The following is a 24,705-nucleotide window of genomic DNA, read 5'->3' on the forward strand; positions in this document are numbered from 1 at the left end:
GTCCTTCCTTTCTGTTAGTTTTCTGTCCCGCTGTTTTTTAATGCCACTCTCTCGGCAATTTTGAGGAAAGGCAGGTAGAAGAATACACCAAATACAATGATTGCCAACTGCACGACCACGGCCCGCCAGTCCCCTGCCGTTGCCAGCCAGGCGCTCAGAATGGGCGGAGTTGTCCACGGGATCATAACCACACAGCGCGACATTAACCCCAGGGTAGTACAGAACCACGCAAACCAGATACCTATGGCAGGTAGCAGCACAAAGGGGATCATCAGCGGCAGGTTGAACACAATCGGCAGGCCAAAAATGACCGGCTCGTTGATGTTAAACAGGCCCGGCGCCAGCGACAAACGGGCCACCTGTTTCGCCGATTTTTGCCGTGAGAAGATGAAAATGGCAATCAACAGGGAAATCGTGCTGCCGGTCCCCCCCACCATACCAAAGGTCGGTACAAAGATATTGTTGATGATATGTGGGACAGGCTGACCGTTGGCAAAGGCCAGCATATTCTCGTTGGTGTTGATCAGCAGAAACGGCTCCAGCACCACGCTGTTAACCACCGACTGATGGATCCCAAGCGTGAACAGGAAGTTACCAAAGCTATAGATAAAAATCGTGCCCGGCAGGCTGGTATTGATCAGGCGCAGCGGCTGCTGAATAAAAGTGGTGATCAGGTGGATGAGATCCGTGTGCAACACGTTCGCCAGAAGCGCGGCCAGTATGGCAAACAGGTAAAGCGTCAGGATCGTCGGGATCAGCGCGGTAAACGATTTACTGACCGCCGGCGGTACATTTTCACCTAAAGAAATGTGCAGCGCTTTCAGACGAGAAATGGCGATAAACAGTTCCGTTGAGAGCAGACCAATCAGCACCCCGGCAAAAATGCCGGTTGAGCCAATATTGGAGAACGTCAGCACCTGCGTGACGTTCACCGTGGCGTCGCTGCCGACGGGCGTGAGCTGTAAGCGCATCGGCATCATAATGATAAAACTGCTGATGGCGATAACCACTGCCGAGACCGGGTTGTCGAAGTCTTTGTTGCGTGCCAGCGACCAGGCAATCATCGGTGCCAGCAACAGCGCGGCGATATTCAGCGTACCGTTAATAATAGCCTCGCCCCACACCTTAAAATGCGCCAGCGTGTCGCCTTCAAAAATCCATGGGAATACCACGTTATTCACCAGCACCGCCAGACCGGCAAGGATGAAAATGGGCATGACCGTGGCGAAGGCATCGCGCAGGGAACGCAGGTGCACCTGGTTTGCCAGGCGCGCCGAGAACTCAACAAATCTGTCGACAAAAGACTGCATATGCGGTGTTATTTTTGTTTCAGACATAGCGGATATTTCCCTTCAATCAGTCACAAAAACGGCCCGGCAGCGTACGGCTTACATCTCGCGTCCGTTGGTATGGATAACCTGTTTCAACCATGCGTAGCTCTTCTTCGGTACGCGCTTTAAGTCTTTCAGGTCGTGGTTTTCACGGTTCACATAGACCACGCCGTAACGCTTACGCATGTCTCCCTGTGAACTCAGAATGTCGATTAAGCCCCAGCCGAGGTAACCGATCACCTCTGCGCCATCCTCAAACATGGCTTGTTTCATCGCCTCGATATGCGCCCGGTGGTAGTCAATACGGTAGGTATCTTCAATCGGATTCACACCGTCCCAGGACTCGATCACCCCAATACCGTTTTCAATCGGGAATACCGGCATACGCCAGTCGTTGTAATAGCGGGTGATGATGGTGCGAAAGCCCAGCGGATCAATCTGCCAGTTCCATTCGGTCGCTTTCAGGTACGGGTTATTTTTATCACCGTGCAGAAGGTAATCGTTGACCGGCGTTCCTTCGGGGATCGCATCGCTGTCGAGGGTTTTACTGGCGTAGTAGCTGAAGGCCATATAGTCGTTTTTGGTACGCGCCAGCAGCGCAAGATCCTCAGCGCGGTAGATATCCGCAAAACCTTGTTGTTCCACGACGGCCATCACCGCCGGGCTGTAACCCTGGCCGGCAAAGACACGCAGCAGGTTCTGGTTGAGGAATTCGTCATACTGCTGGGCGCAGAAGATATCACGCGGTTTACAGGTCGCCGGATAGACCAGCTGGTGCGCCAGCATACCGCCCATCAGCTGGCCCGGACGGGTCTGGTGCAGGTATTCGGTCAGGGTCATATGCGCGACCATGGTGTGGTGCTGCAGTTCATACAGCTCGCGCAGGGTTTTCTCGCCTTTCATATAGCCCGAGATCCGGAAGGCTTCCGGCATGTGGAAGATGTTCTGCTCGTTAAACGTCAGCCAGTACTTCACCCGGTCGCCGTAACAGTCGATCATCTTTTTGCCGTAGCGGATAAACGCGTCCATCACACGGCGATCGTTAAAACCGTTGTACTCCTGCGCCAGCGCCAGCGGCATATCGAAGTGGTAGAGGCAGATCATCGGCTCAATGCCGCGGGCAATTAAATCGTTAATAAAGCGGTCATAAAAGGCGATACCTTCGTCGTTGAAGTCACCGTCGCCCTGTGGACATACGCGGCTCCAGGCGATCTGAAAGCGGTAGCAGTTCATGCCCAGATCCTGCATCAGGTCGAAATCTTCCCGATAGCGGTGGTAGGAATCGGTCGCGACTTTCCAGTCAGAAACGTTCTCCCCGGCTTCGCGAATGTCATAAACCGACATTCCCTTTCCTCCCTCATTCCAGGCTCCCTCCGTCTGCATACTGGATACGGAATTGCCCCATAAAAAATTGGCTGGCAGAAATTGATTCATGATCGCTCCCTATATGACTAGTCATTTAAAATTTCATGACTAGTCATATAGGCGAAGACGAAAAATCAATCAAAGAGGAGGATCGTTTTTTGTGAGCAAGGCGGGAAAAAAACCCGGTCAGCGAAGCGAGACCGGGAGAAGGACGGTTATTGTTGTGCGAGCTGATGACGACGATATTCACCCTGCCGCTCCAGCATCCAGCCCGGGTATTCGCGCGGCAGCGCGCTGACGGCATCAAGCTGTTTAAGCTCGTCTTCGCTTAAACGGATCCCGGTGGCGGCAATGTTGTCGTCCAGCTGGTCGACACGTTTGGCACCAATAATGACGCTGGTTACGGCCTTCTGATGCAGCAACCACGCCAGCGCAATTTGCGCCACAGAGACACCCTTGCGCTCGGCCAGGGTGCGCATCACATCCACGCAATCGAAAGCACGCTCTTTATTCACCGGCGGGAAGTCAAATTCCAGGCGGCGACCGCCGGATTCACTCTGCCCGTCACGGCCATATTTTCCGCTAAGCAGACCGCCTGCCAGTGGGCTCCAGACCATCAACCCGACGCCTTCACTCTGCATCATCGGTATCAGTTCACGCTCAAGATCGCGCCCGGCGATGGTGTAATACGCCTGCAGTGAAGCAAAACGCGCCAGTCCAAGGCGTTCGGAAATGCCCAGCGCTTTGGCAATCTGCCACGCCGCCCAGTTAGAGACGCCGATATAACGCACGTGCCCATGCTGTACCAGGTTATCCAGCGCGTAGAGCATCTCTTCGACAGGGGTTGCCGGGTCAAAACCGTGGAGCTGATACAGATCGATATGATCGAGCTGCAGACGGCGCAGGCTCTCTTTGACGCTACTGATGATGTGATAGCGCGAACTGCCGCGGGAGTTCACCCCGGCCGTGCCCGTTTCGCCAAACACTTTGGTGGCAACCACCACATTTTCGCGCGGAATTTTCAGGTTCTTCAGCGCCTGGCCGGTGATCTCCTCCGAGCGCCCTTCCGAATACACATCCGCGGTATCGATGAAATTAATTCCGGCATCCAGTGCACGGCCCACCAGCTGCTCGGCTTCACTTTGCTGCAGCTGACCAATCTTGCCCCACATGCCGCCTTCTCCGCCAAAGGTCATGGTGCCAAGGCACAGTTCAGACACAAACAGACCGGTATTGCCCAGTTTTTGATAACGCATAAGATAATCCTCGCATGTCGTTCGATGGGTACCCGATAGTTATACCCGCCCCATAGCCATCGCGAATGTGGTGTTCCTGTCCGTTTCTTGCCCAATCCTCTGAATCTTATCCGCGCGGAGCCTCACCAAAGACCTTGTAATCCGGTAATTGCACCTGCTGATACGGCTCCCAGCCGCCGCCCAGCGCTTTGTAGAGCGCCACCAGATCGAGAGCGCTCTGCACCTGCGCCTGCGCGCGTTGCTGCTGCGCCTGCGCCAGCTGCCGCTGGGCATCCAGCACGTCAATAAAGCTGGCGATCCCCTGCCGGTAGCTGTCGCTCGCCAAATCAAACGCGTTTTGCAACGCATCGATGGTTTTAGCAAGGCCGGCTTCACGCTGCTGATCGGTGCGGTAGCTCACCAGCGCATTCTCTACGTCCCCGAGCGCGGTGAGCACCGTCTGGCGGTAGTCGAGCACTGCCGCGCCCTGCTGCGCACGCGCCACCTTCACGCTCGAGACCAGTCTTCCGCCCTGGAAAATCGGTATCGAGACCTGCGGGCCGAAGCTGTAGAAGTGGCTGCTCCAGTCCGTCAGCCAGTTGGTTTCGCTGTTTCGCAGACCAAACTGCCCGGAGAGGGTAAAGCTCGGGAACAGCTGCGCCACGGAAACGCCAATTTGCGCCGTGGCGGCGTGGAGGTTGGCTTCCGCCTCGCGTACGTCAGGACGACGACGGGCCAGCGTGGATGGGATACCCGTTTGTACGATATCCGGCAGGGCGGGCATCGGCTGCGCCGACTGCAGCTCCGCATCCAGCGCCCCCGGCGGCTTGCCGAGTAAAATCGCGAGGCCATTCATTGCCTGCCGTGCCTGGGCCTGATACTGAGGAAGCTGCGCTTCGAGGTTCCCCAACTGGGCACGCGCGTTTTCAACGTCCATCTGCGGTGACAGCCCGCCCCGCTGGCGGCTTTCGGTGAGTTCCAGGGTTTGTTGCGCGCTCTTAATCTGGGTGTTCAGCGTGGCAATGATGCTCTGCGCACCCCGCAGCTGCAGCCATGCGCGCGCCACTTCCGCCTCCAGCGACACCAGCGCGTCGTTACGCTGCTCTATCGCCGCTTTCTGCTGCGCTTCGGCAGCCTCTACCTGTCGGCGCACCTTGCCCCACAGGTCGATTTCCCACTGCGCATCGAAGCTCCCCTGGTAAAGATTGATCGGCTGCGTCAACGGTCCTAGCGCGCCCCTGAGTTCAGGATCCACGTTATCAAGCTGGTCGTACACGCCGTGGGATTTCAGCTCTCCCTCCAGCCCAAGCTGCTGGCGCGTGGCCTGCAGATTACCGTTTACGGAAGGGTAAAACGCCCCACCCGCCTGGTTAATCTGTTCGCGCGCCCCGGCAATACGCAATACCGTCTGCTGCAGGGATAAATTTCCCGCGATCGCGCGTTCAATCAGGCTGTCCAGCTGCGGTGAACCGAAGGTTTTCCACCAGCGTGGGTTGGTTGCCGTCGAGGCCGTTTTTGACTTCACGCCGCTGTCACCCGGATCGTTCCAGTGTGTCGGGGTCTGCGACGCCGGCGGCTGGTAATCTGGCCCCACGGCACAGCCTGCCAGCAGCATGATCATCAGGGGGGTTAAACGTCTGTGTATCATCAATGTGCTCCTGCACTCCCCTCGCTCTTAACCGGCGAGAGCAACAAACAAAACGGAATCAGTAACATGGCTACCACGCTCAGAATGGTGAACACGTCGATATACGCCAGGAAGCGCGACTGCTCGATCATGGTCTGGTACATGCGCCCGGTGGCGATACCGGTAGGGTCCCCGACCTGAGTGGTGAAGTTCTGGATCGCCTGTGCGCTTTCGCGTATCGCCAGCTGGAACTGTTCATTAAACGGTGACGCGTGATAGGCCAGATGCGCGCTGTGCGCCTGGGAACGTTCGGTAATGGCCGCCGTAGAAAGCGAGATGCCAATTGAGCCCGCCACGTTGCGGAACATGGTAAACAGTGCCGCCGCATCGGCGTTCAGCCGCCTCGGTATCGAAATAAAAGCAATGGTGGTGAGAGGAACAAACAGGAACCCAAGCCCTATCGACTGGGCGCTGCGGAACAACACCAGCGTTTCGAAATCGATATCCGGGGTCAGCGTGCGTGACCAGAAGAACGACACCGCCAGGCAGGTAAAACCAAAAGCGATAATCCAGCGCGTCTGCACCACCGGCATCAGCTTCAGCACCAGCGGGATAGTCAATACGATCAACACGGCGCCCGGCGAAAGCACCAGCCCGGACCAGGTGGCGGTGTAGCCCAGATCCTGCTGTGCAAGCTGCGGAATCACCACCGAACTGCCGTACAGAATCATCGCCATGCCCGCCATCAACAGGCTGGAGATGGCGAAGTTGCGATCTTTCATGCAGTGCAGATCTACCACCGGTTTTTTGGCATACACCAGCCAGTAAATCGCACCAATAATGCCGATGAGCGTCAGCACGGCGAAGGTGCGAATAAAGTTCGAATAAAACCAGTCCTCATCTTCTCCCCGGTCGAGCATCACCTGCAGGCAGCCTAGCCCCAGCGCGATCAGGCCAATCCCCGTCCAGTCGATAGACAGCTTCTCTTTCGATTTGCTTTCCCATGGCGGGTCTTCCAGCAGCTGGTAGATCGCCAGCACCGTTACAATCCCCACCGGAATGTTGATGAAGAAAACCCAGCGCCAGGAGTAGTTATCGGTGATCCAGCCGCCCAGCGTCGGGCCAAGTACCGGCGCAACGATGATGGCGATTGACGACAGGCCAAACGCTTTACCCCGGTCCTCGGGTTTAAAGTAGTCGAGCAGCACCGACTGCTGCGTGGGCTGCAGCCCCCCGCCGAAAAAGCCCTGCATTACGCGAAAGAGAATGATTTGCCACAGCTCGGTGGCGATCCCGCACAGGAACGAACAGACGGTGAACATCACGATGCAGATGAGGAAGAACTGCTTGCGGCCAAAAACCCGGCTCAGGAAAGCCGATATCGGCAGCACTATGCCGTTTGCCACCAGGTAGCTGGTCAATACCCAGGTGGATTCGTCGTAGCTGGACGAGAGCGACCCGGCCACATGCGGGAGCGCCACGTTAACGATAGTGGTGTCGAGGATCTCCATAAACACCGCCAGCGTGACCACAATCGCCACCGCCCACGGATTACTGGCGGGTCGCCAGTTGTCGTGGCTGTGATCCGTCATTCCACTGTCACCTTCGGTGCAACCGACAGCCCAAGCGGCAGCGGTTTGTTGGGATCCAGCCCTTTATCAATCACGATCTTCACCGGCACGCGCTGAACGATTTTGACAAAGTTACCGGTAGCGTTTTCCGACGGGAAGGCGGAGAAACGCGAGCCGCTGCCCTGTTGAATACTGTCGACATGGCCTTCGAGCGCCATATCCGGCCAGGCATCTACGGACACCTCGACCTTATCGCCCGGCTTCATGCGTTCGAGCTGCGACTCTTTAAAGTTCGCTACCACCCACACATTCGGAGAGACCAGTGAAAACAGCGCGGTACCCGCCTGCACCAGGGTGCCGGGCTGGACGTTGCGTTTAGTGACAAAACCGTCAAACGGGGCGCGGACTTCGGTGTAAGAGAGGTTCAGCGTCGCGGTTTCCAGCTGCGCTTTGGCCTGATCGACCTGGCGCTGACGCGCTTCCACATTGGTTTCCTGCTGGCGGATCTGCAGCTGTACCTGCTCCGCCACTTCAAGCTGCGCCTGCGCACTTGCCAGGCCCGCCTGGGCACTGCGCAGCTGGGCATTGGCGGTATCAATACTTTGCTGGGTGGTCGCTCGCGGGTCAACGCCTCGCTGGCGGCGATACTCCGCCTGCGCATTGGCCAGATCGGCCTGCGCTTTAATCACCTGCGCTTTGGCTTCATCACGCTGAGCGGGATACTGGACTTTTGACAGCGCCAGCTGCGCCTGAGCCTGATGCAGCTGGGCTATCGCCAGCCCAAGCTGGGCCTGCGCCTGATCGCGCTGGGCAGTGGTATCACGCGGATCGATAACCACCAGCAGGTCACCCTTTTTCACCCGCTGGTTATCGCGCACACGCAGCTCGGTGACATAGCCTGCCGTTTTCGGGGCAATCGTCACCACATCACCGTCGGTAAAGGCGTCGTCAGTGGTCTCTTCGTTACGGGTTAAAAACCACCAGACCAGCGCCACGATAACCATCACCACCACGACAATGCCAAGGATGATTAACGGTTTTTTGCCCGGGCGCTTACGCTGTTTAGTGTTATTTTCCTGCTCGTCAGCAGGCAGGTTTTGATCTTCAGCCATAGGTCAGCAACAGTCCTGTCAGTGAGCGGCATCACACTATGCCGTTCACTAAAGCTAGGACGTTGCTATACGTTTGCCAGGAAAAACTGACAAATTGCGCACTATATGAGAAGGAAAATTCCGAAACCGATCGCCGCGGCCCAAATCAGCATCGGGATCGACCAGACATGGAAACGCCACCAGATACGACGATCGTTAGCCATACGCAGGGCAATCAGGTTAGCAAGCGAACCGGGCAGCAGCCCAAACCCGCCGATATTCACCGCCCATGCCAGCAGCGTGTCAGGGGGAACGTAGTTGAGGAGTAAAATGGTGGAAGGCACGTTGCTGATGAACTGTGACAGACCAATCGCCGTGAGCCACAATCCCGGCTGCGACAGGCCACTGACGCTGTGCAGAACGTGTTGCAGTACCGGAAGCTGGATAAGCAGATGCACATCAATAAACATCACCATAAAGACCAGCAATAACGTCCAGTCCACGCTGATCAGCACGCGCCGCGCCAGGAATAAAAAACCGGCGGCGACGAGCAGCACGCCCGCCAGTTCATACTTCAGTTCCAGCGCGAACAGGAAAACGATGTACAGCGCCAGACAACTCCACACCAGACGCGGCTGCCACTGCGGGCCCGTGGTACCGCTGTGGTACTGCAGTTTTTTAACCGGGAACGCGAACCAGCAGACCGCCAGCAGCGACACCATCATCACCAGCGCCAGCGGAGCCATCTGCCAGGTAAAAGCGGCAAACGACAGCCCGGAGCGTCCCCACAGGAGAATATTTTGTGGGTTGCCGATAGGGGTCAGAAGCGAACCGGCGTTAACGGCCAGCGCCTCGAAGATGATCAGCCGGCTAACCGGGATCTCGCAGAGCTTACGCAACGTGAGCGTCAGTGGCACGATGATAAACAGCGCCACGTCGTTGGTCAGAAACGTCGACAGCACCGCAGCGGAGAACACCATAAACAGCGCCAGACGGCGTTCAGTGGCAAAGCGGCGCACCATTTTACGTCCCAGGACGTCAAAATAGCCGCTCAACTCTACCCCTTTGGTGAGCATCATCAGGCCACTGAGGGTAATGATGGTGCGCCAGTCAATCACCGCAGGCCAGGTGTGTGGCGCAAACGGCACAAAGATGCTCAGTACTGCGCCAATGATGAATAAGAGATGGAAGAAACGATCGCGTGCCAGGGCCTGCAGTCCGGGGATGTTCATTCAGCGGAGGGACCATATTTAAGGGTAAATTCGCGAAACTTAACCAGCGTCTCTTCGCTGACGTGGTGTTCCATTCCTTCCGCGTCCCGGCGGGCAATTTCCGGGCTTACGCCCAGCACCAGTAAGAAGTTTTCGACGAGCTGGTGGCGCTCGCGACTCTCCTGGGCGAGTTTCTCCCCTTCCGGCGTCAGAAAGACGCCGCGCCAGGGGATCATTTCAATCAGGCCCACGGAGGCCAGACGTTTTAACATTTTTGCCACTGTCGGTTGGGAAACGCCCAGCCGTGCAGCCATATCCACCTGGCGCGCCTCCCCGACCTCGCGAATCAAATCGGAAATCAGTTCAACATAGTCATCAATCAACTCACGACGGTGCGCTTCACGTACCTGGCGAAAACCTTCGACATGTTCTTCAACATTCACCAGTTGCGTCGTTTTTCTGATTGTTGGCTTACCTGCGCGACGGTTCATTGTACTTCCTCAGTGGGGTGACGCTTCCAGCGCCCGGTATCGAGAGCGCACATTGTAAACCATCCCTCTACAAGCACAAAAAATTAACGAAATAGCCATAGCTATACAATATAGCCTGTGCTATATCTGTATGTAATGCAGTCACCCTTCACGGATCGAAGGGATCAAAAATCAGGAGGTCTCATGAACGAATTCAAGAGGTGTATGAACGTGTTTACCCACTCTCCCTTTAAAGTACGCCTGATGCTGTTGAACATGCTGTGCGATATGTTTAACAACAAACCCCCGCATCAGGACGACAAACCTTCCCACTAAGCGGCGTTGCGGTACGCCGCTTCATTTTTCCGTCACAAACCCTCTGTACACTGGCTTTCAGCCGCCCTATTCCCGATCTTTTTTACGGATTTGCAATCCCCTTCGCAAAACATCTGCTTAGCAACTGTTGCTATTATTTAGCGCTCGCACTATCTTCTTGCAGCCCTGCACAATTTGCGGCTCGCTGAAGCGGACCCTCATTCCCTCTCCACGCACTGTCAGGCAGGTTATGACCCTTGACGCCAGGGTGAGCACATGGCGTTTTTATCCATGATAGTGACCTATGAATTTAACCCTGATAGACACCGTTGTTACCCGTAGCCGGGCCTTAAGCCCGTGGACGGGATTTTACTTTTTGCAGTCATTACTGATTAACTTTGCGCTTGGCTATCCCTTTAGCCTGCTCTATGCCGTGGCCTTTACCTGCATATTGCATGTGCTGTGGCGAACGGCTCCGCGCGCGCAAAAAACGTTAGTCGGAATCTGTTCTCTGGTCGCTGCACTCTATTTCCCGTTTGGTCAGGCTTACGGCTCGCCGAACTTTAATACCCTGCTGGCGCTGCACTCGACCAATATGGAAGAGTCGACAGAGATCCTGACGATCTTCCCCTGGTACAGCTATGTGGTCGGCCTCTTTATCTTTGCCCTTGGCGTGATAGCCGTTCGCCGTAAAGCGGAAGAGAAAAAAACGTGGGGAAAAATTGAGCACCTGTGCCTGGCGTTCAGCGTGGTGGCGTTCTTTGTCGCACCAGTACAAAACCTGGCCTGGGGTGGGGTTTTCAAGCTGAAGGATACCGGCTATCCGGTGTTCCGTTTTGTGAAAGACGTCGTCGTTAACAATAAAGAGGTGCTCGACGAACAGGCACGTATGGCTGAGCTTTCAAATATGAAAGACACCTGGAACGTGCTGGCCGTGAAGCCCAAATATCACACCTATGTGGTGGTGATTGGTGAAAGTGCACGTCGCGACGCCATGGGAGCCTTTGGCGGACACTGGGACAACACGCCGTTCGCCAGTTCGGTCAAAGGCACCCTGTTTACCGATTATGTTGCGGCCAGCGGCTCAACGCAGAAATCTCTCGGCCTGACGCTGAACCGGGTGGTCGATGACAAACCCCAGTTTCAGGATAACTTTGTTACCCTGGCGAACCGCGCAGGTTTCCAGACCTGGTGGTTCTCCAATCAGGGACAAATTGGCGAATACGATACGGCCATTGCCAGTATCGCCAGACGCGCCGACGAAGTGCAGTTCCTGAAGAACGGTGATTTTGAAGCGGACAAGAATACGAAAGATGAAGCGTTGCTGAAAATGACGGCGCAGGTCTTTGCCTCTCCGCGTACCCAGCCGCAGCTGATTGTTCTGCACCTGATGGGGTCTCACCCGCAGGCCTGCGATCGGACCGGCGGTAAATACGCAGAGTTTGTGCAATCCAAAGAGACCTCATGCTATCTCTACACCATGACGCAAACCGACGACCTGCTGAGCAAGCTGTACGATCAGTTGCGCAATACGGGTGACAGTTTCTCGATGGTCTACTTCTCGGATCACGGGCTGGCGTTTAAAGAGCGCGGTAAAGAGGTGCAGTATCTGGCGCACGACGATAAGTTCCAGCAGAACTTCCAGGTACCGTTTATGGTTGTGTCGAGTGATGATAAAACGCATCGCATTATTCAAGCGCGGCGTTCGGCCAATGATTTCCTGACCTTCTTCTCGCAGTGGACGGGGATTTCGGCACAGCAGATAAAAAATGCGTACCCGTTTGTCTCTAACAAGAAGGCTCCCCCAGTTTACATTACCAACTTCAAGTTACAGAAAGTTGACTATAACCATCTGGGAACCGATATCTTCGATATTAAGAGTAAATAATCCGGACAATCTGCTACCCTCTCCTGCAAGGCGAGGGATTAACGTAAAAAAAAATCCGCCACATTGGGCGGATTTTTTACTGGCTCACCGAAGTGATTAGAAGCGGTAACCTACGCCCGCGATCCAGGTGCCAACGTCAACGTTGCGGATACGGCTCTGCTCATAAGAGAAGTCCAGAGCGACGTCCTGGATTGGGTTGAACTGCAGACCCGCGCCATAGGAGAAGCCGTAGTCGCTGTTGCTTGCAGTGCGGTTCAGACCCTGGTTTTCGGTCTGCTGGAATTTACCGTAGCCAACACCTACAACACCGTAGATGCTTGCCCAGTCGTTCAGACGGTAAGCTGGACCAGCGGTGATGCCGTAGTACTGGCCTTTGTTGTATGCGCCGTTTTCAGAACGATCTTTCTCGGTGTAGGTGAAAGAACCGATCACGCCCAGTGGGTTGTTATCCTGCTCGTAACGATACTTCAGGTTGAAACCGTTAGCTTTGTTCATCACGCCCTGCATATCGCTCTGAGCGTAACCACCAGTTACAGTAGAAGTAGCAGCTACAGCGGTACCTGCGGAAACAGCCAGTACAGCGGCCAGTGCTGAAAGACATGCAATTTTTTTCATAACCACCTCAAATGTGCTTCAAGTAAGTCCGTAAGTTTTAAATATATCAAAAAAATTTGCGAAACTCTTTGTGATTCGTGATGTCTAACTGAACCTTTCCTGTAACAGAACGTTTCCAGCGTCAGCTATCTCATTCAAATCACATACAATTTTCGCTATAAAACGCTCATACTGCGCGTCTGCGCCGTTACATTCATCCAGATTATTCCTAATCTGACAGGCGATAAATCCACCAGCGCTTAACCATTTTACGGAATTTACACGTTTTTTTTTCAACGGTCTCTCAACCGTTGCAGCTTATTTCCTTTACACTGCAACCTTTACTTCATTTGACATAAGTTGACAGGAGAAAGGATGCCTGGGTTATCCCGCTCGACGTCGGTCTGGTTGCCGGTTGTCGTCATACTCATCGCCATGTTGTCCATTCAAAGCGGTGCCTCGCTGGCTAAATCCCTCTTTCCGCTGGTCGGTGCGCCTGGGGTCACGGCCCTGCGTATTGCCCTCGGAACCGCGATCCTGGTGGTGATTTTCAAACCCTGGCGTTTACGCTTTAAAAAAGAACAACGCTTACCGCTGCTTTTTTACGGGCTGTCCCTGGGAGCGATGAACTACATGTTCTATCTCTCCATCCAGACAATTCCGTTGGGGATTGCCGTGGCACTGGAGTTTACTGGCCCGCTGGCGGTAGCGCTTTTCTCGTCCCGTCGTCCCGTTGACTTTATCTGGGTAATTTTAGCCGTTCTTGGCCTGTGGTTCCTGCTGCCGCTGGGCCAGAGCGTCTCAGAGATCGATCTCACGGGCGCGGCGCTGGCTCTGGGGGCGGGTGCCTGCTGGGCTATCTATATATTGACCGGACAGCGCGCCGGGGAAGAGCATGGCCCGGCGACGGTGGCAATCGGTTCATTGATTGCCGCTATCATCTTTGTGCCGGTGGGTATGGCTCAGGCCACCGAGTCCATCTGGCAATGGTCAGTCATGCCCATCGGGCTGGCGGTCGCCATTCTTTCCACAGCACTCCCCTACTCTTTAGAGATGATAGCCCTTACGCGCCTGCCGACGCGCATTTTCGGCACGCTGATGAGCATGGAGCCCGCGCTCGCCGCCCTGTCAGGGATGGTCTTCCTCGGGGAAACCCTGACCTTCACCCAGACGCTGGCCCTGTGTTCGATTATCGCCGCCTCAATGGGCTCAACGCTGACGATGCGCCCGGAACCTAAAGTTGAGAAAATTGACCTCAATTAGCGCTCTATATTCTGCGTGGCTTTATAGCCATGCAGAATAAAGGCCAGTTTCCCGCTTAAAATATTTTTTTACATACTTTGCACTCTTCGTGAAATATTTCCCCCGCTGTCTATAACGTTTTCCTGAATTAGGATTGATCTGCATCAATTTTAAATAATCCCTTTAATTTCATACCATTGTAAACACAACGTCCTTCTCACTATTAAACTGATAGGCAGAGCCTCCCCGCAGGAAAAAAATCCGGTGCTATACTTAATCCCGCAATTACCTGGGACACAAACATCAAGAGGATATGAGATTATGAGTACCGCTAAACTGGTGAAAACGAAAGCGTCTAATCTGCTTTATACCCGTAACGATGTATCGGATAGCGACAAAAAAGCGACCATTGAGTTGCTGAATCGCCAGGTGATCCAGTTCATCGATCTTTCGCTGATCACCAAACAGGCCCACTGGAATATGCGCGGTGCAAACTTTATTGCCGTTCATGAAATGCTGGATGGCTTCCGCACAGCACTGGTTACCCACCTCGATACCATGGCCGAACGTGCCGTACAGTTAGGCGGTGTGGCACTGGGTACCACGCAGGTGATTAACAGCAAAACGCCACTGAAAAGTTATCCGCTGGATATCCATACCGTTCAGGATCACCTGAAAGAACTGGCAGACCGCTACGCGATAGTGGCTAATGATGTGCGTAAAGCTATCGGTGAAGCGAAAGACGAAGATACAGCCGATATCTTCACCGCCGCTTCCCGCGACCTGGACCAGTTCCTGTGGTTCATTGAGTCCAACATCGAATAATTCATAAGAATTTCCTATACAACCCTCGCCCTCCGGTGAGGGTTTTGCACATCTATGGTGCACGTTTTTGGCCTGAGATGCTGCAAAAGTGAAAAAATTGTAATAATCACCTCACACAACCGTTAACGGAAGATTGTTTTTTCGTCAGAATTTACGCTAAATAACGCTTCGTCTGTTGAGCCAAATGACGCGCACCAAAACGGTGCTCCACTTTGGTGCAATAAAAGTTCATTGCCCCGTTTTCTGTGCAATGCATGACATCATCCCCTTTGTAAAACAACAGCTTGTAAAGTTGGCACGATTTTTTCATTGTGCCACTCGTTCTCGCAGGGGATCGCCCCGTGGATATAAAAGGAAATGCTATGAAGTCTGTATTAAAAGTTTCACTGGCTGCACTTACCCTGGCTTTTGCGGTCTCTTCCCAGGCTGCCGACAAACTGGTTGTGGCGACCGACACGGCGTTCGTTCCGTTTGAATTCAAACAGGGTGATAAGTACGTTGGCTTTGATGTTGATCTGTGGGCTGCTATCGCAAAAGAACTCAAACTGGATTACACCCTGAAGCCAATGGACTTCAGCGGCATCATCCCGGCACTGCAAACGAAAAACGTTGATCTGGCCCTGGCCGGTATCACCATTACTGAAGAACGTAAAAAAGCGATCGACTTCTCTGACGGCTACTACAAAAGCGGCCTGCTGGTGATGGTGAAAGCCGATAATAACGACGTAAAAAGCGTGAAAGACCTCGACGGTAAAGTCGTCGCGGTGAAAGGCGGTACCGGTTCTGTTGATTACGCGAAAGCAAACATCAAAACCAAAGACCTGCGTCAGTTCCCGAACATCGATAACGCCTACATGGAGCTGGGTACCAACCGTGCTGACGCGGTGCTGCACGATACCCCTAACATCCTGTACTTCATCAAAACGGCGGGCAACGGCAAGTTCAAAGCCGTCGGTGATTCTCTGGAAGCCCAGCAGTACGGTATTGCGTTCCCGAAAGGCAGCGACGACCTGCGTACGAAAGTTAACGGCGCGCTGAAAACCCTGAAAGAGAACGGCACCTACAACGAAATCTATAAAAAATGGTTCGGTACCGAGCCTAAATAATAATTCTTAAAAATGACGTTCACTCGGGGGCGACCTTTCGCCCCTGCTATTTTAGAAACACGGTAACAGTAACAGGAAACTATCATGCAGTTTGACTGGAGCGCCATCTGGCCTGCCATTCCTATCTTGCTTGAAGGCGCTAAAATGACCCTGTGGATTTCGGTCCTCGGTCTGGTTGGTGGGTTGATTATCGGTCTTGTCGCCGGTTTCGCCCGCACCTACGGCGGCTGGATTGCAAACCACATCGCACTGGTTTTCATCGAAGTGATCCGCGGCACCCCAATTGTCGTTCAGGTCATGTTCATCTACTTCGCCCTGCCAATGGCTTTCACCGACCTGCGCATTGACCCGTTCAGCGCCGCTGTCGTGACCATTATGATCAACTCAGGTGCCTATATCGCGGAAATTACCCGTGGTGCGGTCCTGTCGATTCATAAAGGTTTCAGTGAAGCGGGTCTGGCGTTAGGCCTTTCTCGTCGCGAAACGATCCGCCACGTCATTCTGCCGTTGGCCCTGCGCCGCATGCTGCCACCGCTGGGGAACCAGTGGATCATCAGTATTAAGGATACGTCGCTGTTCATCGTTATCGGCGTTGCTGAGCTGACCCGTCAGGGCCAGGAGATCATTGCGGGCAACTTCCGTGCGCTGGAAATCTGGAGTGCGGTAGCCGTTGTCTACCTGATCATCACTCTGGTTCTGAGTTTCGTTCTGCGTCGTCTTGAAAGAAGGATGAAAATCCTGTGATTGAATTTAAAAACGTTTCCAAGCACTTTGGCCCAACCCAGGTGCTGCACAATATCGATCTGAACATCAAACAGGGTGAAGTGGTGGTCATTATCGGGCCATCCGGTTCCGGTAAATCGACCCTGCTGCGCTGCATCAACAAGCTGGAAGAGATCACCAGCGGCGATCTGATTGTCGATGGCCTGAAGGTGAATGACCCGAAAGTCGACGACCGTCTGATTCGTCAGGAAGCCGGCATGGTGTTCCAGCAGTTCTACCTGTTCCCGCACCTGACGGCGCTGGAAAACGTAATGTTTGGTCCACTGCGCGTACGTGGCGCCAGCAAAGCGGCGGCGGAAACGCTGGCTAAAGATCTGCTGGCTAAAGTCGGCCTCGCGGAACGTGCTCATCACTACCCTTCTGAGTTGTCCGGTGGACAGCAGCAGCGTGTGGCTATCGCCCGCGCACTGGCGGTAAAACCGAAGATGATGCTGTTTGATGAGCCAACCTCGGCGCTTGACCCGGAACTGCGTCACGAAGTGCTGAAAGTCATGCAGGATCTGGCTGAAGAAGGGATGACGATGGTTATCGTGACCCACGAAATCGGCTTTGCTGAGAAAGTGGCTTCCCGCCTGATCTTTATTGATAAGGGCCGTATCGCTGAAGACGGTAACCCACAAGCGCTGATCGCTAATCCACCGAGCCAGCGCCTGCAGGAGTTCCTGCAGCACGTCTCCTGATAGCGCTTCAGCTACGCCATTCTGAGCCGGGCATGCCCGGCTTTTTTACGCCAGATTGTTCCCAAAAATCCTCCCGCGCGCCTCGCCCTCTATACTTATCTTTTTGTTCATTATTTTCACCGGAGGATGCCGTGCCGTGGATCTTGCTGTTGCTTAGCCTGTTTTGTGCGCCATCGTTCGCCGTTTCCATCACCAGCGTCACCACCGGCACGACCGCCACACAGCAAACGACACCGCCCCCAGAGCCGGATGTTGAACAGAAAAAAGCCGCCTACAGTGCCCTTGCCGATGTGCTTGAAAACGATACCTCCCGGCAGGAGTTAATCGGACAGTTGCGAAAAGTCGCCGCCACGCCGCCGCAGGAACCGGTGCCGACAATTACCCCTCCGCAAGTGGAAGAACAAAAAACGGTGCTGGAAAATGTCACCGACGTGAGCCGTCACTATGGAAGCGAGCTCTCCTCGCGCTTTGCCCAACTCTATCGCAACCTGATTGGTTCGCCCCATAAACCGTTTAATCCCCATACGTTTACGACAGCCGCCACGCAGTTTTTGATGCTGGCGGGCGCTGTATTTCTGTTTTACTGGCTGGTACGCCTGTGCGCATGGCCGCTCTACCGTAAGATGGGGAAATGGGGACGCAAGAAGAACCAGCAGAAAAGCAGCTGGTTACACCTGCCGCTGATGATAGCGTCGGCGTTTATCATCGATTTACTGCTGCTGGCGCTGACGCTGTTTATGGGCCAGGTCCTGGCCGACAGGCTTAACGCCGGCAATAAAACCATCGCTTTCCAGCAGGCGCTCTTCCTCAACGCCTTTGCGCTGATTGAGTTCTTTAAGGCGCTGCTGCGTTTGATATTTTGCCCGCACGTACCGGATCTTCGTCCCTTCTCGATTCGGGATGAGAGCGCCAGATACTGGGCGCTGCGCCTCAGTGTGCTCAGTGGATTGATTGGTTACGGTCTGCTGGTTGCCGTGCCGATCATCTCCAACCAGGTCAACGTGCAGTTTGGCGCCCTGGCGAATGTGCTGATTATGATCTGCATTACCGTCTGGGCGTTGTACCTTATCTTCCATAACAAAAAGACCATTACCCAAAGCTTGCTGCATCTGGCCGATCGTTCCCTGTCGTTTTTCAGTCTCTTTATCCGCGCCTTCGCGCTGGTGTGGCACTGGCTGGCGAGCGCCTACTTTATCGTGTTGTGCTTCTTCTCGCTGTTCGACCCGGGCAACAGCCTGAAATTTATGATGGGGGCGACGTTCAAGAGCCTGGCCATCATTGGCATTGCGGCATTTGTCTCTGGCCTGCTGTCGCGCTGGCTATCGAAAACCTTCACCCTCTCGCCACAGGTGCAGCGCAGTTATCCGGAACTGCAAAAAAGGGTCAACGGCTGGATCTCGGTATCACTGAAAGTGGCGCGTATTCTCACCGTCTGCGTGGCGATTATGCTGTTGCTTAACGCATGGGGATTGTTTGACTTCTGGAACTGGCTGCACAACGGCGCGGGCGAAAAGACCGTCGATATTTTAATTCGCATCGCGCTGATCCTCTTCTTCTCTGCGGTTGGCTGGACGTTGCTGGCGAGCCTTATCGAGAACCGTCTGGTCTCCGACATTCACGGGCGCCCCCTGCCCAGCGCCCGTGCCCGCACCCTGCTGACGCTGTTTCGCAATGCGCTGGCGGTTATTATCAGCACCATCACCATCATGATTGTGCTCTCGGAAATCGGCGTGAACATCGCGCCGCTGCTGGCAGGTGCTGGCGCGCTGGGTCTGGCTATCTCCTTTGGTTCGCAAACCCTGGTGAAGGATATAATCACCGGCGTCTTTATCCAGTTTGAGAACGGGATGAACACTGGGGATCTGGTCACGATTGGGCCGTTAACCGGCACGGTAGAGCGCATGTCCATTCGCTCCGTCGGCGTGCGCCAGGACACCGGGGCGTACCACATAATTCCTTGGTCATCGATAACCACCTTCGCTAACTTTGTCCGAGGCATTGGCTCGGTAGTGGCCAACTACGACGTTGACCGTCATGAAGATGCAGATAAAGCGAAACAGGCGCTACGGGACGCCGTGGAGGAGATGATGGCGATGGAGGATATTCGCGGGCTGGTGATTGGAGAGCCGTCGTTTGCCGGTATTGTCGGCCTGACGAACACGGCATTTACCCTGCGCGTGTCGTTCACCACGCAGCCACTGAAGCAGTGGACGGTGCGCTTTGCGCTCGACAGTATGGTGAAAAAACACTTTGACCTGGCCGCGGTGCGGATGCCGGTGCAGACCTATCAGGTATTACCCTCACCGGCGTCCCCCACACCGCCACAGGAGCCCACCTTATAGCGTGGGGACATAGCGTGGGGGCCGGGTAACGGCGTCGCCTTACCCGCCCTGCCTGTGGGTTATTTACTGCGCTTGTTAGCGTCCATAAATGACCAGGCGATAAAGCGGCTCTGCTTCTGGCCTTGCGCCATCTCTTTTTTCACCACGTTAACGGCACCCACATCGGTCAGTGCACGGTAGAGGGGTGGAAGGTTATCCCCACGGGATACCAGCGTCGTGAACCATTTAACCTGACGGCCAAATACTTTACTTTCCTCAATCATTCGCAGGATGAATGCCACTTCTCCCCCCTCGCACCACAGTTCCTGTTGCTGCCCCCCAAAGTTCAGCGCGGCATCTTCCGCCTGACCGAGATTGCGGCGTTTGCGCTCACTGCCCGCACGGGCGGTGGCCGCGGAGTCATGGAACGGTGGGTTACACAGGGTGGCATCGTAGCTTTCGTTCTTGTGGATAATCCCGTTGAAGATCGATGCGGCATCTTTCTGCCGACGCAAGCGGACAGACCGGCTTAACCCAGGGTTGGCGTTGATAATCGCCTGTGCGCTGGAAAACGCCTCATTACCGATTTCACTGCCGGTAAAGCGCCAGTGATATTCATGAACGCCAATCAACGGATAAATCAGATTCGCCCCGGTACCAATATCAAGCACGGATGCTTGCTCAGGGATGACACCGTTGCGATCGTCAGCGAGAAGATCGGCAAGATGGTGGAGATAATCGGCTCGCCCCGGCACGGGTGGGCAGAGAAAGCCTTCCGGAATATCCCAGTGCGCCACACCGTAATAGTGTGCCAGCAGGGCTTTATTGAGCATTTTAACCGCCTGCGGATCGGCAAAGTTGACCGAAGATTCACCGGCAGGTGTCTGCACAATGTAGTCCTGCAGCGAAGGACAGCTCTGACATAACGCATTCATGTCATAGCGGTTACGATGGCGATTTCGTGGGTGCAATCCCGGCTTTTGGGAAGTCATGGCTTTCTCCTTTAAACAGCGGCGTAAGATACCCTTTGCAGGCTCAACGGTAAATATTTCTCTGCGACGCTCAAAAACCCGTCATAAATCAAACACCTTTATGTCTATGATCTGTCAGTAAAACGTCAGTTTATATCGTTCAAAAAATAAGCAGATCATCATCAAATTTTTGCGCTAAATCACACTCGCCAGGCTTCTAAACTTAAAGGGAATCACCTGTTGTTTCCTCATGAGGATGTGATTATGAAAAAATACCTGACCCTTGTTGTTCTCGCGGGTGCACTGGCTACCGCGTCATTCTCTGCCATGGCGGTACAGTCATTGACCGACAATACAGATACCAGCCAGCTCAAGCCTGCGGGCACCGTCTCGGTAAGCCGCGCAAGTAACCTTGATGATCTCCAGAATAAACTCGCCGAAAAAGCCCGCCAGGAAGGGGCTAAAGGTTTCGTGGTTAACGCCGCGGGCGGGGATAACCATATGTATGGCACGGCGACCATTTATAAATAACGTCTCTTTCTATAAACAAACTGCATCTGCCTGACAGATGCAGTTCCTCTCTGCCTTGACTGCACGTTTTTTCACCCCATAGTAAAAACAAGGTTTAACAGAACCCAGGAGTAAACCATGGCTTCCGGTTGGGCAAATGATGACGCCGTTAACGAACAAATCAACAGTACAATTGAAGATGCGGTTGCGCGCGCTCGCGGTGAAATTCCGCGCGGTGAAAGTCTCTATGAATGTGAAGAGTGTGGAGAAGTGATCCCGGAAGCGCGGCGCAAAGCCATACCGGGCGTGCGGTTATGCATCGCCTGCCAGCAGGAGAAAGATTCGAAAAATAACGCGCACTCAGGATATAATCGCAGAGGATCGAAAGACAGCCAGCTACGTTGACTTTCCTTTACCGAAGTTAACGGCGCAAGCGGTTACCTTTACGCTCACGGTTTTTTGCGAACCGCGTAGCAAAATGTGCCCTTCTCGTCGCGTCTGTAAAGCGCAGCTACAAGAAGTGTAAAGTCGTCCTCTGAATTTATTAATATTCAATAAGTTATTTGTCATTCAATTTTTTTGAGCAACCACGTCAATTCTCTTCGATTTTCTCTCGCATAAAAAAACGTGATACTTATCACATCGACGGAACATCGTCCCCTTAACAGAATCACCTGCGAGAGATTAATTATGAAAACCATCAAATATGCTGTTGCTGCTGTTGCCCTGTCCGCTCTGTCTTTCGGCGCTTTTGCTGCAGAACCTGTGTCTCCATCTCAGGCGCAGAGCATGAACAAACTCGGTGTGGTAAGTGCTGAAGGCGCGACCACTCTGGACGGTCTGGAAGCGAAACTGGCTGAGAAAGCTGCTGCTGCCGGTGCAAGCGGATACACCATCACCTCCGCGAACACCAATAACAAACTGAGCGGTACTGCGGTTATCTATAAGTAATTGACTGAATGCTCCACCCTCGCCATACCCTCTGGTGAGCTGCTCCAACCCTCATTGACCCTGTTGTTGTTACCCTTGCTTGCCCGTCCGCCACTGGACGGGCTTTTTTTTGGGCTTAAAACGTCTTCCCGACGCGTTCCATCCCTGCCTCTACGGATTCAACTTCACCGGTCGCCAGCAGGCAACAGGCCATCTGCAGCTTGATCGCGTGCGGCACCGGAACCTTTCCGGCCAGGCACTGCTCAATCCAGTGGGCGGTGGTATGCGGATCTTTTGCGTCAGGCAGGATCGCGTCGGAACGCTCTTCCCCTCGCTCGAGAATGGCGCGCGTGCCAGCGGAATCAATCAGCATCATCTGTGGGCAGCGCTGCGGGTTAGCATACACCTCGCCTTCCGTGCCGTGCATCAACAAGGCCCTGCCGCCTATGTCTTCAAAGAATTTCCCCACGCGCGTCACGTACTCCGGGTGAGAGACGCTGGAAAGACGCAGCGCCGCGTCTTCGCCAAACGGCGTAGCCAGTTTCGCCAGCGTATGCGCGCTGTTACGCACGCCCATGCGCCAGCGCATATCAAGCTGCTTCTCCAGCGGGGGGCAGAGTGCTCCGACAGGGATATAAACCGGCTGATGGCCATCAAGCTTCGCCTGTGCCTGGCCGGCATGCCGTGTGGGTTCGATACCCAGCATGCCGAAAATCGTTTCGGTCAGCACGCGGGTTGGATCTTCGCTTACGCCATGCACCACCACCGGGAAGCCCAGCTTGTGCAATAAAATAGCAAGCAGCGGCGTCAGGTTGGCCTGCTTGCGTGCCCCGTTATAGCTCGGGATCACAATCGGCATCGGTTTTGCCACTGGCGCATTTAAGCGCAGGGTCTGCGCCTGCATTGCTTCGTAGAAGCCACGCATCTCCGCTTCGCCTTCTCCTTTGATACGCAGCGCTATCAGGATACCGCCCATTTCAAGGTCGGGTACGTCACCGTTGAGCATATGCGTATAGAGCGCACGAGCGGTTTCATGGTCCAGATCGCGGGCATGATTTTTCCCTCGTCCTACCTCTTTGATAATTTTGCGATAATCCACGACATCTCTCCTGACAGCTTCATCTTGTTAACAATATAGCCCTGAAAAACGTCTGGCCGTTAGTGTTTTTGAACCGGATCATCCTTCTGTTTTTATGATGAAAAAAGAAACTCAAGCACTATTTCAATTATTTGTGATTGCCGTTGAAGATTCTTACCCCACCCGTTTCTGATTAAATAACCAACGGAAAATCATTTAAGGTCAACGGTGAAAACGTCCAGGCAACGTTCTCACCAGAAACATACCAGGATTTGTTATGAACAAGGTTGCTATAGGTTTATTTATCGCCGCAACGGCAGGATGTTCTGCATCCGCATTTGCGGCAACAAACGGTGAAGGTCAGATTAACTTCACCGGTGAAATTATTGATTCTGCTTGTCAGGTAGTGAACGGGTTAAGTAATCCATTAAATGTTCAGTTAGGCAAAGTGTCTAAAACGGTATTTACCGGGGCTGGATCTACCAGCACATTAACGAAGTTTGATATTCAATTAAAGAATTGCCCGGAGACCGTGACATCTGCCGCCATTAACTTCGGCGGCACGCCGGATCCGGATAACAACACTACGCTGGCATTAACACCGGATGTAGACGCTGCAACAGGTGTCGCTATTCAACTGGTGGACGCGTCTGAGCAACCGGTGAGTCTGTATACGCCCTCTCAGCAATATCCGTTAGCCTCCGGTACGGCGGTCAATAACCTGGAATTTGGAGCCCGTTATATTCAGACCCAGGCTGCAATCACCGCAGGCCTGGCAAACGCCGTGTCGACCTTCACCGTTATTTATAACTGATATTATCCATCCTGAGATATTAGCTCTGTTCTGAGAGTTAATATCTCTTCTTTTATTGAGATACCTTTATGCGCCACGGTTATTTACTGAGTGCTCTTTTACTGGTAGCCGCCACTTCCCATGCCGGTGTCGTTATTAATGGCACACGCCTGGTCTATCAGGGCGACAAAAAGGAGTCGTCTCTGGGTCTTTCAAACCCAGATGCCACGGATTATCTGGTACAGTCCTGGGTTGATTCTGGCGGTAAAAACCCGGCTAAAGCCCCCTTCCTGATCACCCCACCGCTGTTTCGTCTCGATGCAAAAGAGGATAACGTCCTGCGTGTCGTGCGCACTGGCGGGAATTTGCCCGAGGATCGTGAGTCTCTCTACTGGCTTAATATCAAAGCTATTCCCTCGTCAAAGCACGTCGAAGGGATAAATACCCTGCAGATTGCCATTAATACACGCATTAAATTGTTGTATCGCCCGTCAGCAATAACTGGCAAACCCGAGGCTGTGGCGGACAAGCTTCAGTGGCATCGTGAAGGTCACGACCTGGTTGTGAATAACCCGACGCCTTTCTATATGAATTTCCAGACGGTGATGCTTAACGGCCATAAAGTGGATAAAGCCACCTGGGCAGTCCCCAAAACGGAAACGCATTTTGCCTTACCCGATAATGCCAGCGGGTCGACCGTCACCTACTCCATTATTACTGATTACGGCAGCATCAGTCAGACCTGGTCGGCATCCGTTCATTAACACC

At 53.9% G+C, this 24,705-nt stretch carries 24 protein-coding genes; 13 read left to right on the forward strand and 11 right to left on the reverse strand.

The window, feature by feature from the left end:
• Nucleotides 1-14: 14 nt before the first annotated feature.
• The 8 genes from L466_RS05905 to mntR form a co-directional block, all read right to left on the reverse strand.
• Nucleotides 15-1,337: a PTS sugar transporter subunit IIC gene (locus L466_RS05905; RefSeq protein WP_032681379.1), complete on the reverse strand. Its 1,323-nt coding sequence runs from the start codon at nt 1,335-1,337 to the stop codon at nt 15-17.
• A 51-nt stretch (nt 1,338-1,388) separates the two neighbouring features.
• Nucleotides 1,389-2,765, reverse strand: a complete 1,377-nt coding sequence (locus tag L466_RS05900; protein ID WP_032681380.1) for a glycoside hydrolase family 1 protein — start codon at nt 2,763-2,765, stop codon at nt 1,389-1,391.
• Between the two features lie 146 nt (nt 2,766-2,911).
• Nucleotides 2,912-3,952, reverse strand: a complete 1,041-nt coding sequence (locus tag L466_RS05895; RefSeq protein WP_014169266.1) for an aldo/keto reductase — start codon at nt 3,950-3,952, stop codon at nt 2,912-2,914.
• Between the two features lie 106 nt (nt 3,953-4,058).
• Nucleotides 4,059-5,579 (reverse strand): efflux transporter outer membrane subunit, encoded by a 1,521-nt coding sequence (locus L466_RS05890; RefSeq protein ID WP_025204620.1) that lies wholly within the window; start codon nt 5,577-5,579, stop codon nt 4,059-4,061.
• Entirely contained in the window at nt 5,579-7,150 is a 1,572-nt protein-coding gene (locus L466_RS05885; RefSeq protein WP_014169264.1) for a DHA2 family efflux MFS transporter permease subunit, read from the reverse strand. The genes L466_RS05890 and L466_RS05885 overlap by 1 nt, the downstream gene beginning before the upstream one ends.
• Complete coding sequence (locus tag L466_RS05880) at nt 7,147-8,241, reverse strand: HlyD family secretion protein (RefSeq protein ID WP_020884906.1); 1,095 nt, start codon at nt 8,239-8,241, stop codon at nt 7,147-7,149. Before L466_RS05880 ends, L466_RS05885 begins: the two co-directional genes overlap by 4 nt.
• A gap of 101 nt (nt 8,242-8,342) precedes the next feature.
• Nucleotides 8,343-9,452, reverse strand: a complete 1,110-nt coding sequence (locus L466_RS05875) for an anion transporter (RefSeq protein ID WP_020884907.1) — start codon at nt 9,450-9,452, stop codon at nt 8,343-8,345.
• The gene (gene mntR, locus L466_RS05870; RefSeq protein ID WP_014169260.1) at nt 9,449-9,922 is read right to left on the reverse strand and encodes a manganese-binding transcriptional regulator MntR; all 474 of its coding nucleotides are present in this window, start codon (nt 9,920-9,922) and stop codon (nt 9,449-9,451) included. Before mntR ends, L466_RS05875 begins: the two co-directional genes overlap by 4 nt.
• Before the next feature lie 183 nt (nt 9,923-10,105).
• On the opposite strand from mntR, the gene mntS reads away from it, so the two are divergent.
• Entirely contained in the window at nt 10,106-10,237 is a 132-nt protein-coding gene (mntS, locus tag L466_RS05865) for a manganase accumulation protein MntS (protein WP_020884908.1), read from the forward strand.
• 283 nt (nt 10,238-10,520) lie between these two features.
• A complete protein-coding gene (locus L466_RS05860) occupies nt 10,521-12,104 on the forward strand; it encodes a phosphoethanolamine transferase (RefSeq protein ID WP_032681381.1) in 1,584 nt (527 codons plus the stop codon).
• A 96-nt stretch (nt 12,105-12,200) separates the two neighbouring features.
• Here L466_RS05860 and ompX read toward each other — a convergent pair whose 3' ends face one another.
• Nucleotides 12,201-12,719, reverse strand: coding sequence for an outer membrane protein OmpX (gene ompX / locus L466_RS05855; protein ID WP_020884910.1), 519 nt, complete (start codon nt 12,717-12,719; stop codon nt 12,201-12,203).
• A 354-nt stretch (nt 12,720-13,073) separates the two neighbouring features.
• Between ompX and rhtA the strand changes: the two genes are divergently transcribed.
• From rhtA to ybiO, 6 genes are all read left to right on the forward strand, one after another.
• On the forward strand, nt 13,074-13,961 hold the full coding sequence (rhtA, locus tag L466_RS05850; protein ID WP_032681383.1) for a threonine/homoserine exporter RhtA: 888 nt from the start codon (nt 13,074-13,076) through the stop codon (nt 13,959-13,961).
• Between the two features lie 300 nt (nt 13,962-14,261).
• Nucleotides 14,262-14,765, forward strand: a complete 504-nt coding sequence (dps, locus tag L466_RS05845; RefSeq protein WP_010428924.1) for a DNA starvation/stationary phase protection protein Dps — start codon at nt 14,262-14,264, stop codon at nt 14,763-14,765.
• A gap of 362 nt (nt 14,766-15,127) precedes the next feature.
• Nucleotides 15,128-15,871 (forward strand): glutamine ABC transporter substrate-binding protein GlnH, encoded by a 744-nt coding sequence (gene glnH, locus L466_RS05840; protein ID WP_014883108.1) that lies wholly within the window; start codon nt 15,128-15,130, stop codon nt 15,869-15,871.
• Nucleotides 15,872-15,955: 84 nt separating this feature from the next.
• The gene (gene glnP / locus L466_RS05835; protein WP_014169254.1) at nt 15,956-16,615 is read left to right on the forward strand and encodes a glutamine ABC transporter permease GlnP; all 660 of its coding nucleotides are present in this window, start codon (nt 15,956-15,958) and stop codon (nt 16,613-16,615) included.
• Entirely contained in the window at nt 16,612-17,334 is a 723-nt protein-coding gene (gene glnQ, locus L466_RS05830; RefSeq protein WP_014169252.1) for a glutamine ABC transporter ATP-binding protein GlnQ, read from the forward strand. The genes glnP and glnQ overlap by 4 nt, the downstream gene beginning before the upstream one ends.
• A gap of 131 nt (nt 17,335-17,465) precedes the next feature.
• Nucleotides 17,466-19,676 (forward strand): mechanosensitive channel protein, encoded by a 2,211-nt coding sequence (gene ybiO / locus L466_RS05825; RefSeq protein WP_032681384.1) that lies wholly within the window; start codon nt 17,466-17,468, stop codon nt 19,674-19,676.
• Nucleotides 19,677-19,735: 59 nt separating this feature from the next.
• Here ybiO and rlmF read toward each other — a convergent pair whose 3' ends face one another.
• Nucleotides 19,736-20,647, reverse strand: coding sequence for a 23S rRNA (adenine(1618)-N(6))-methyltransferase RlmF (rlmF, locus tag L466_RS05820; protein WP_014169250.1), 912 nt, complete (start codon nt 20,645-20,647; stop codon nt 19,736-19,738).
• Nucleotides 20,648-20,890: 243 nt separating this feature from the next.
• On the opposite strand from rlmF, the gene mcbA reads away from it, so the two are divergent.
• From mcbA to ybiJ, 3 genes are all read left to right on the forward strand, one after another.
• Nucleotides 20,891-21,157, forward strand: a complete 267-nt coding sequence (mcbA, locus tag L466_RS05815) for a DUF1471 family periplasmic protein McbA (RefSeq protein ID WP_032677729.1) — start codon at nt 20,891-20,893, stop codon at nt 21,155-21,157.
• 117 nt (nt 21,158-21,274) lie between these two features.
• The gene (locus tag L466_RS05810; protein WP_032681385.1) at nt 21,275-21,541 is read left to right on the forward strand and encodes a DksA/TraR family C4-type zinc finger protein; all 267 of its coding nucleotides are present in this window, start codon (nt 21,275-21,277) and stop codon (nt 21,539-21,541) included.
• A gap of 285 nt (nt 21,542-21,826) precedes the next feature.
• Complete coding sequence (ybiJ, locus tag L466_RS05805; protein ID WP_020884917.1) at nt 21,827-22,087, forward strand: DUF1471 family protein YbiJ; 261 nt, start codon at nt 21,827-21,829, stop codon at nt 22,085-22,087.
• Between the two features lie 115 nt (nt 22,088-22,202).
• Here the strand turns inward: ybiJ and ybiB are convergent, their stop codons facing one another.
• Nucleotides 22,203-23,165 (reverse strand): DNA-binding protein YbiB, encoded by a 963-nt coding sequence (gene ybiB / locus L466_RS05800; RefSeq protein WP_032677728.1) that lies wholly within the window; start codon nt 23,163-23,165, stop codon nt 22,203-22,205.
• 256 nt (nt 23,166-23,421) lie between these two features.
• Here ybiB and L466_RS05795 point away from each other — a divergent pair, with 256 nt between their 5' ends.
• Nucleotides 23,422-23,958 carry a fimbrial protein gene (locus tag L466_RS05795; RefSeq protein ID WP_014169244.1) on the forward strand — a complete coding sequence of 179 codons (537 nt, stop codon included), beginning with the start codon at nt 23,422-23,424 and terminating at the stop codon, nt 23,956-23,958.
• 68 nt (nt 23,959-24,026) lie between these two features.
• Nucleotides 24,027-24,701, forward strand: a complete 675-nt coding sequence (locus L466_RS05790) for a fimbrial biogenesis chaperone (protein WP_032681386.1) — start codon at nt 24,027-24,029, stop codon at nt 24,699-24,701.
• Nucleotides 24,702-24,705: the final 4 nt, after the last annotated feature.

It is taken from the genome of Enterobacter sp. BIDMC 30 (genome assembly GCF_000534355.1).
Taxonomy (GTDB): domain Bacteria; phylum Pseudomonadota; class Gammaproteobacteria; order Enterobacterales; family Enterobacteriaceae; genus Enterobacter; species Enterobacter ludwigii.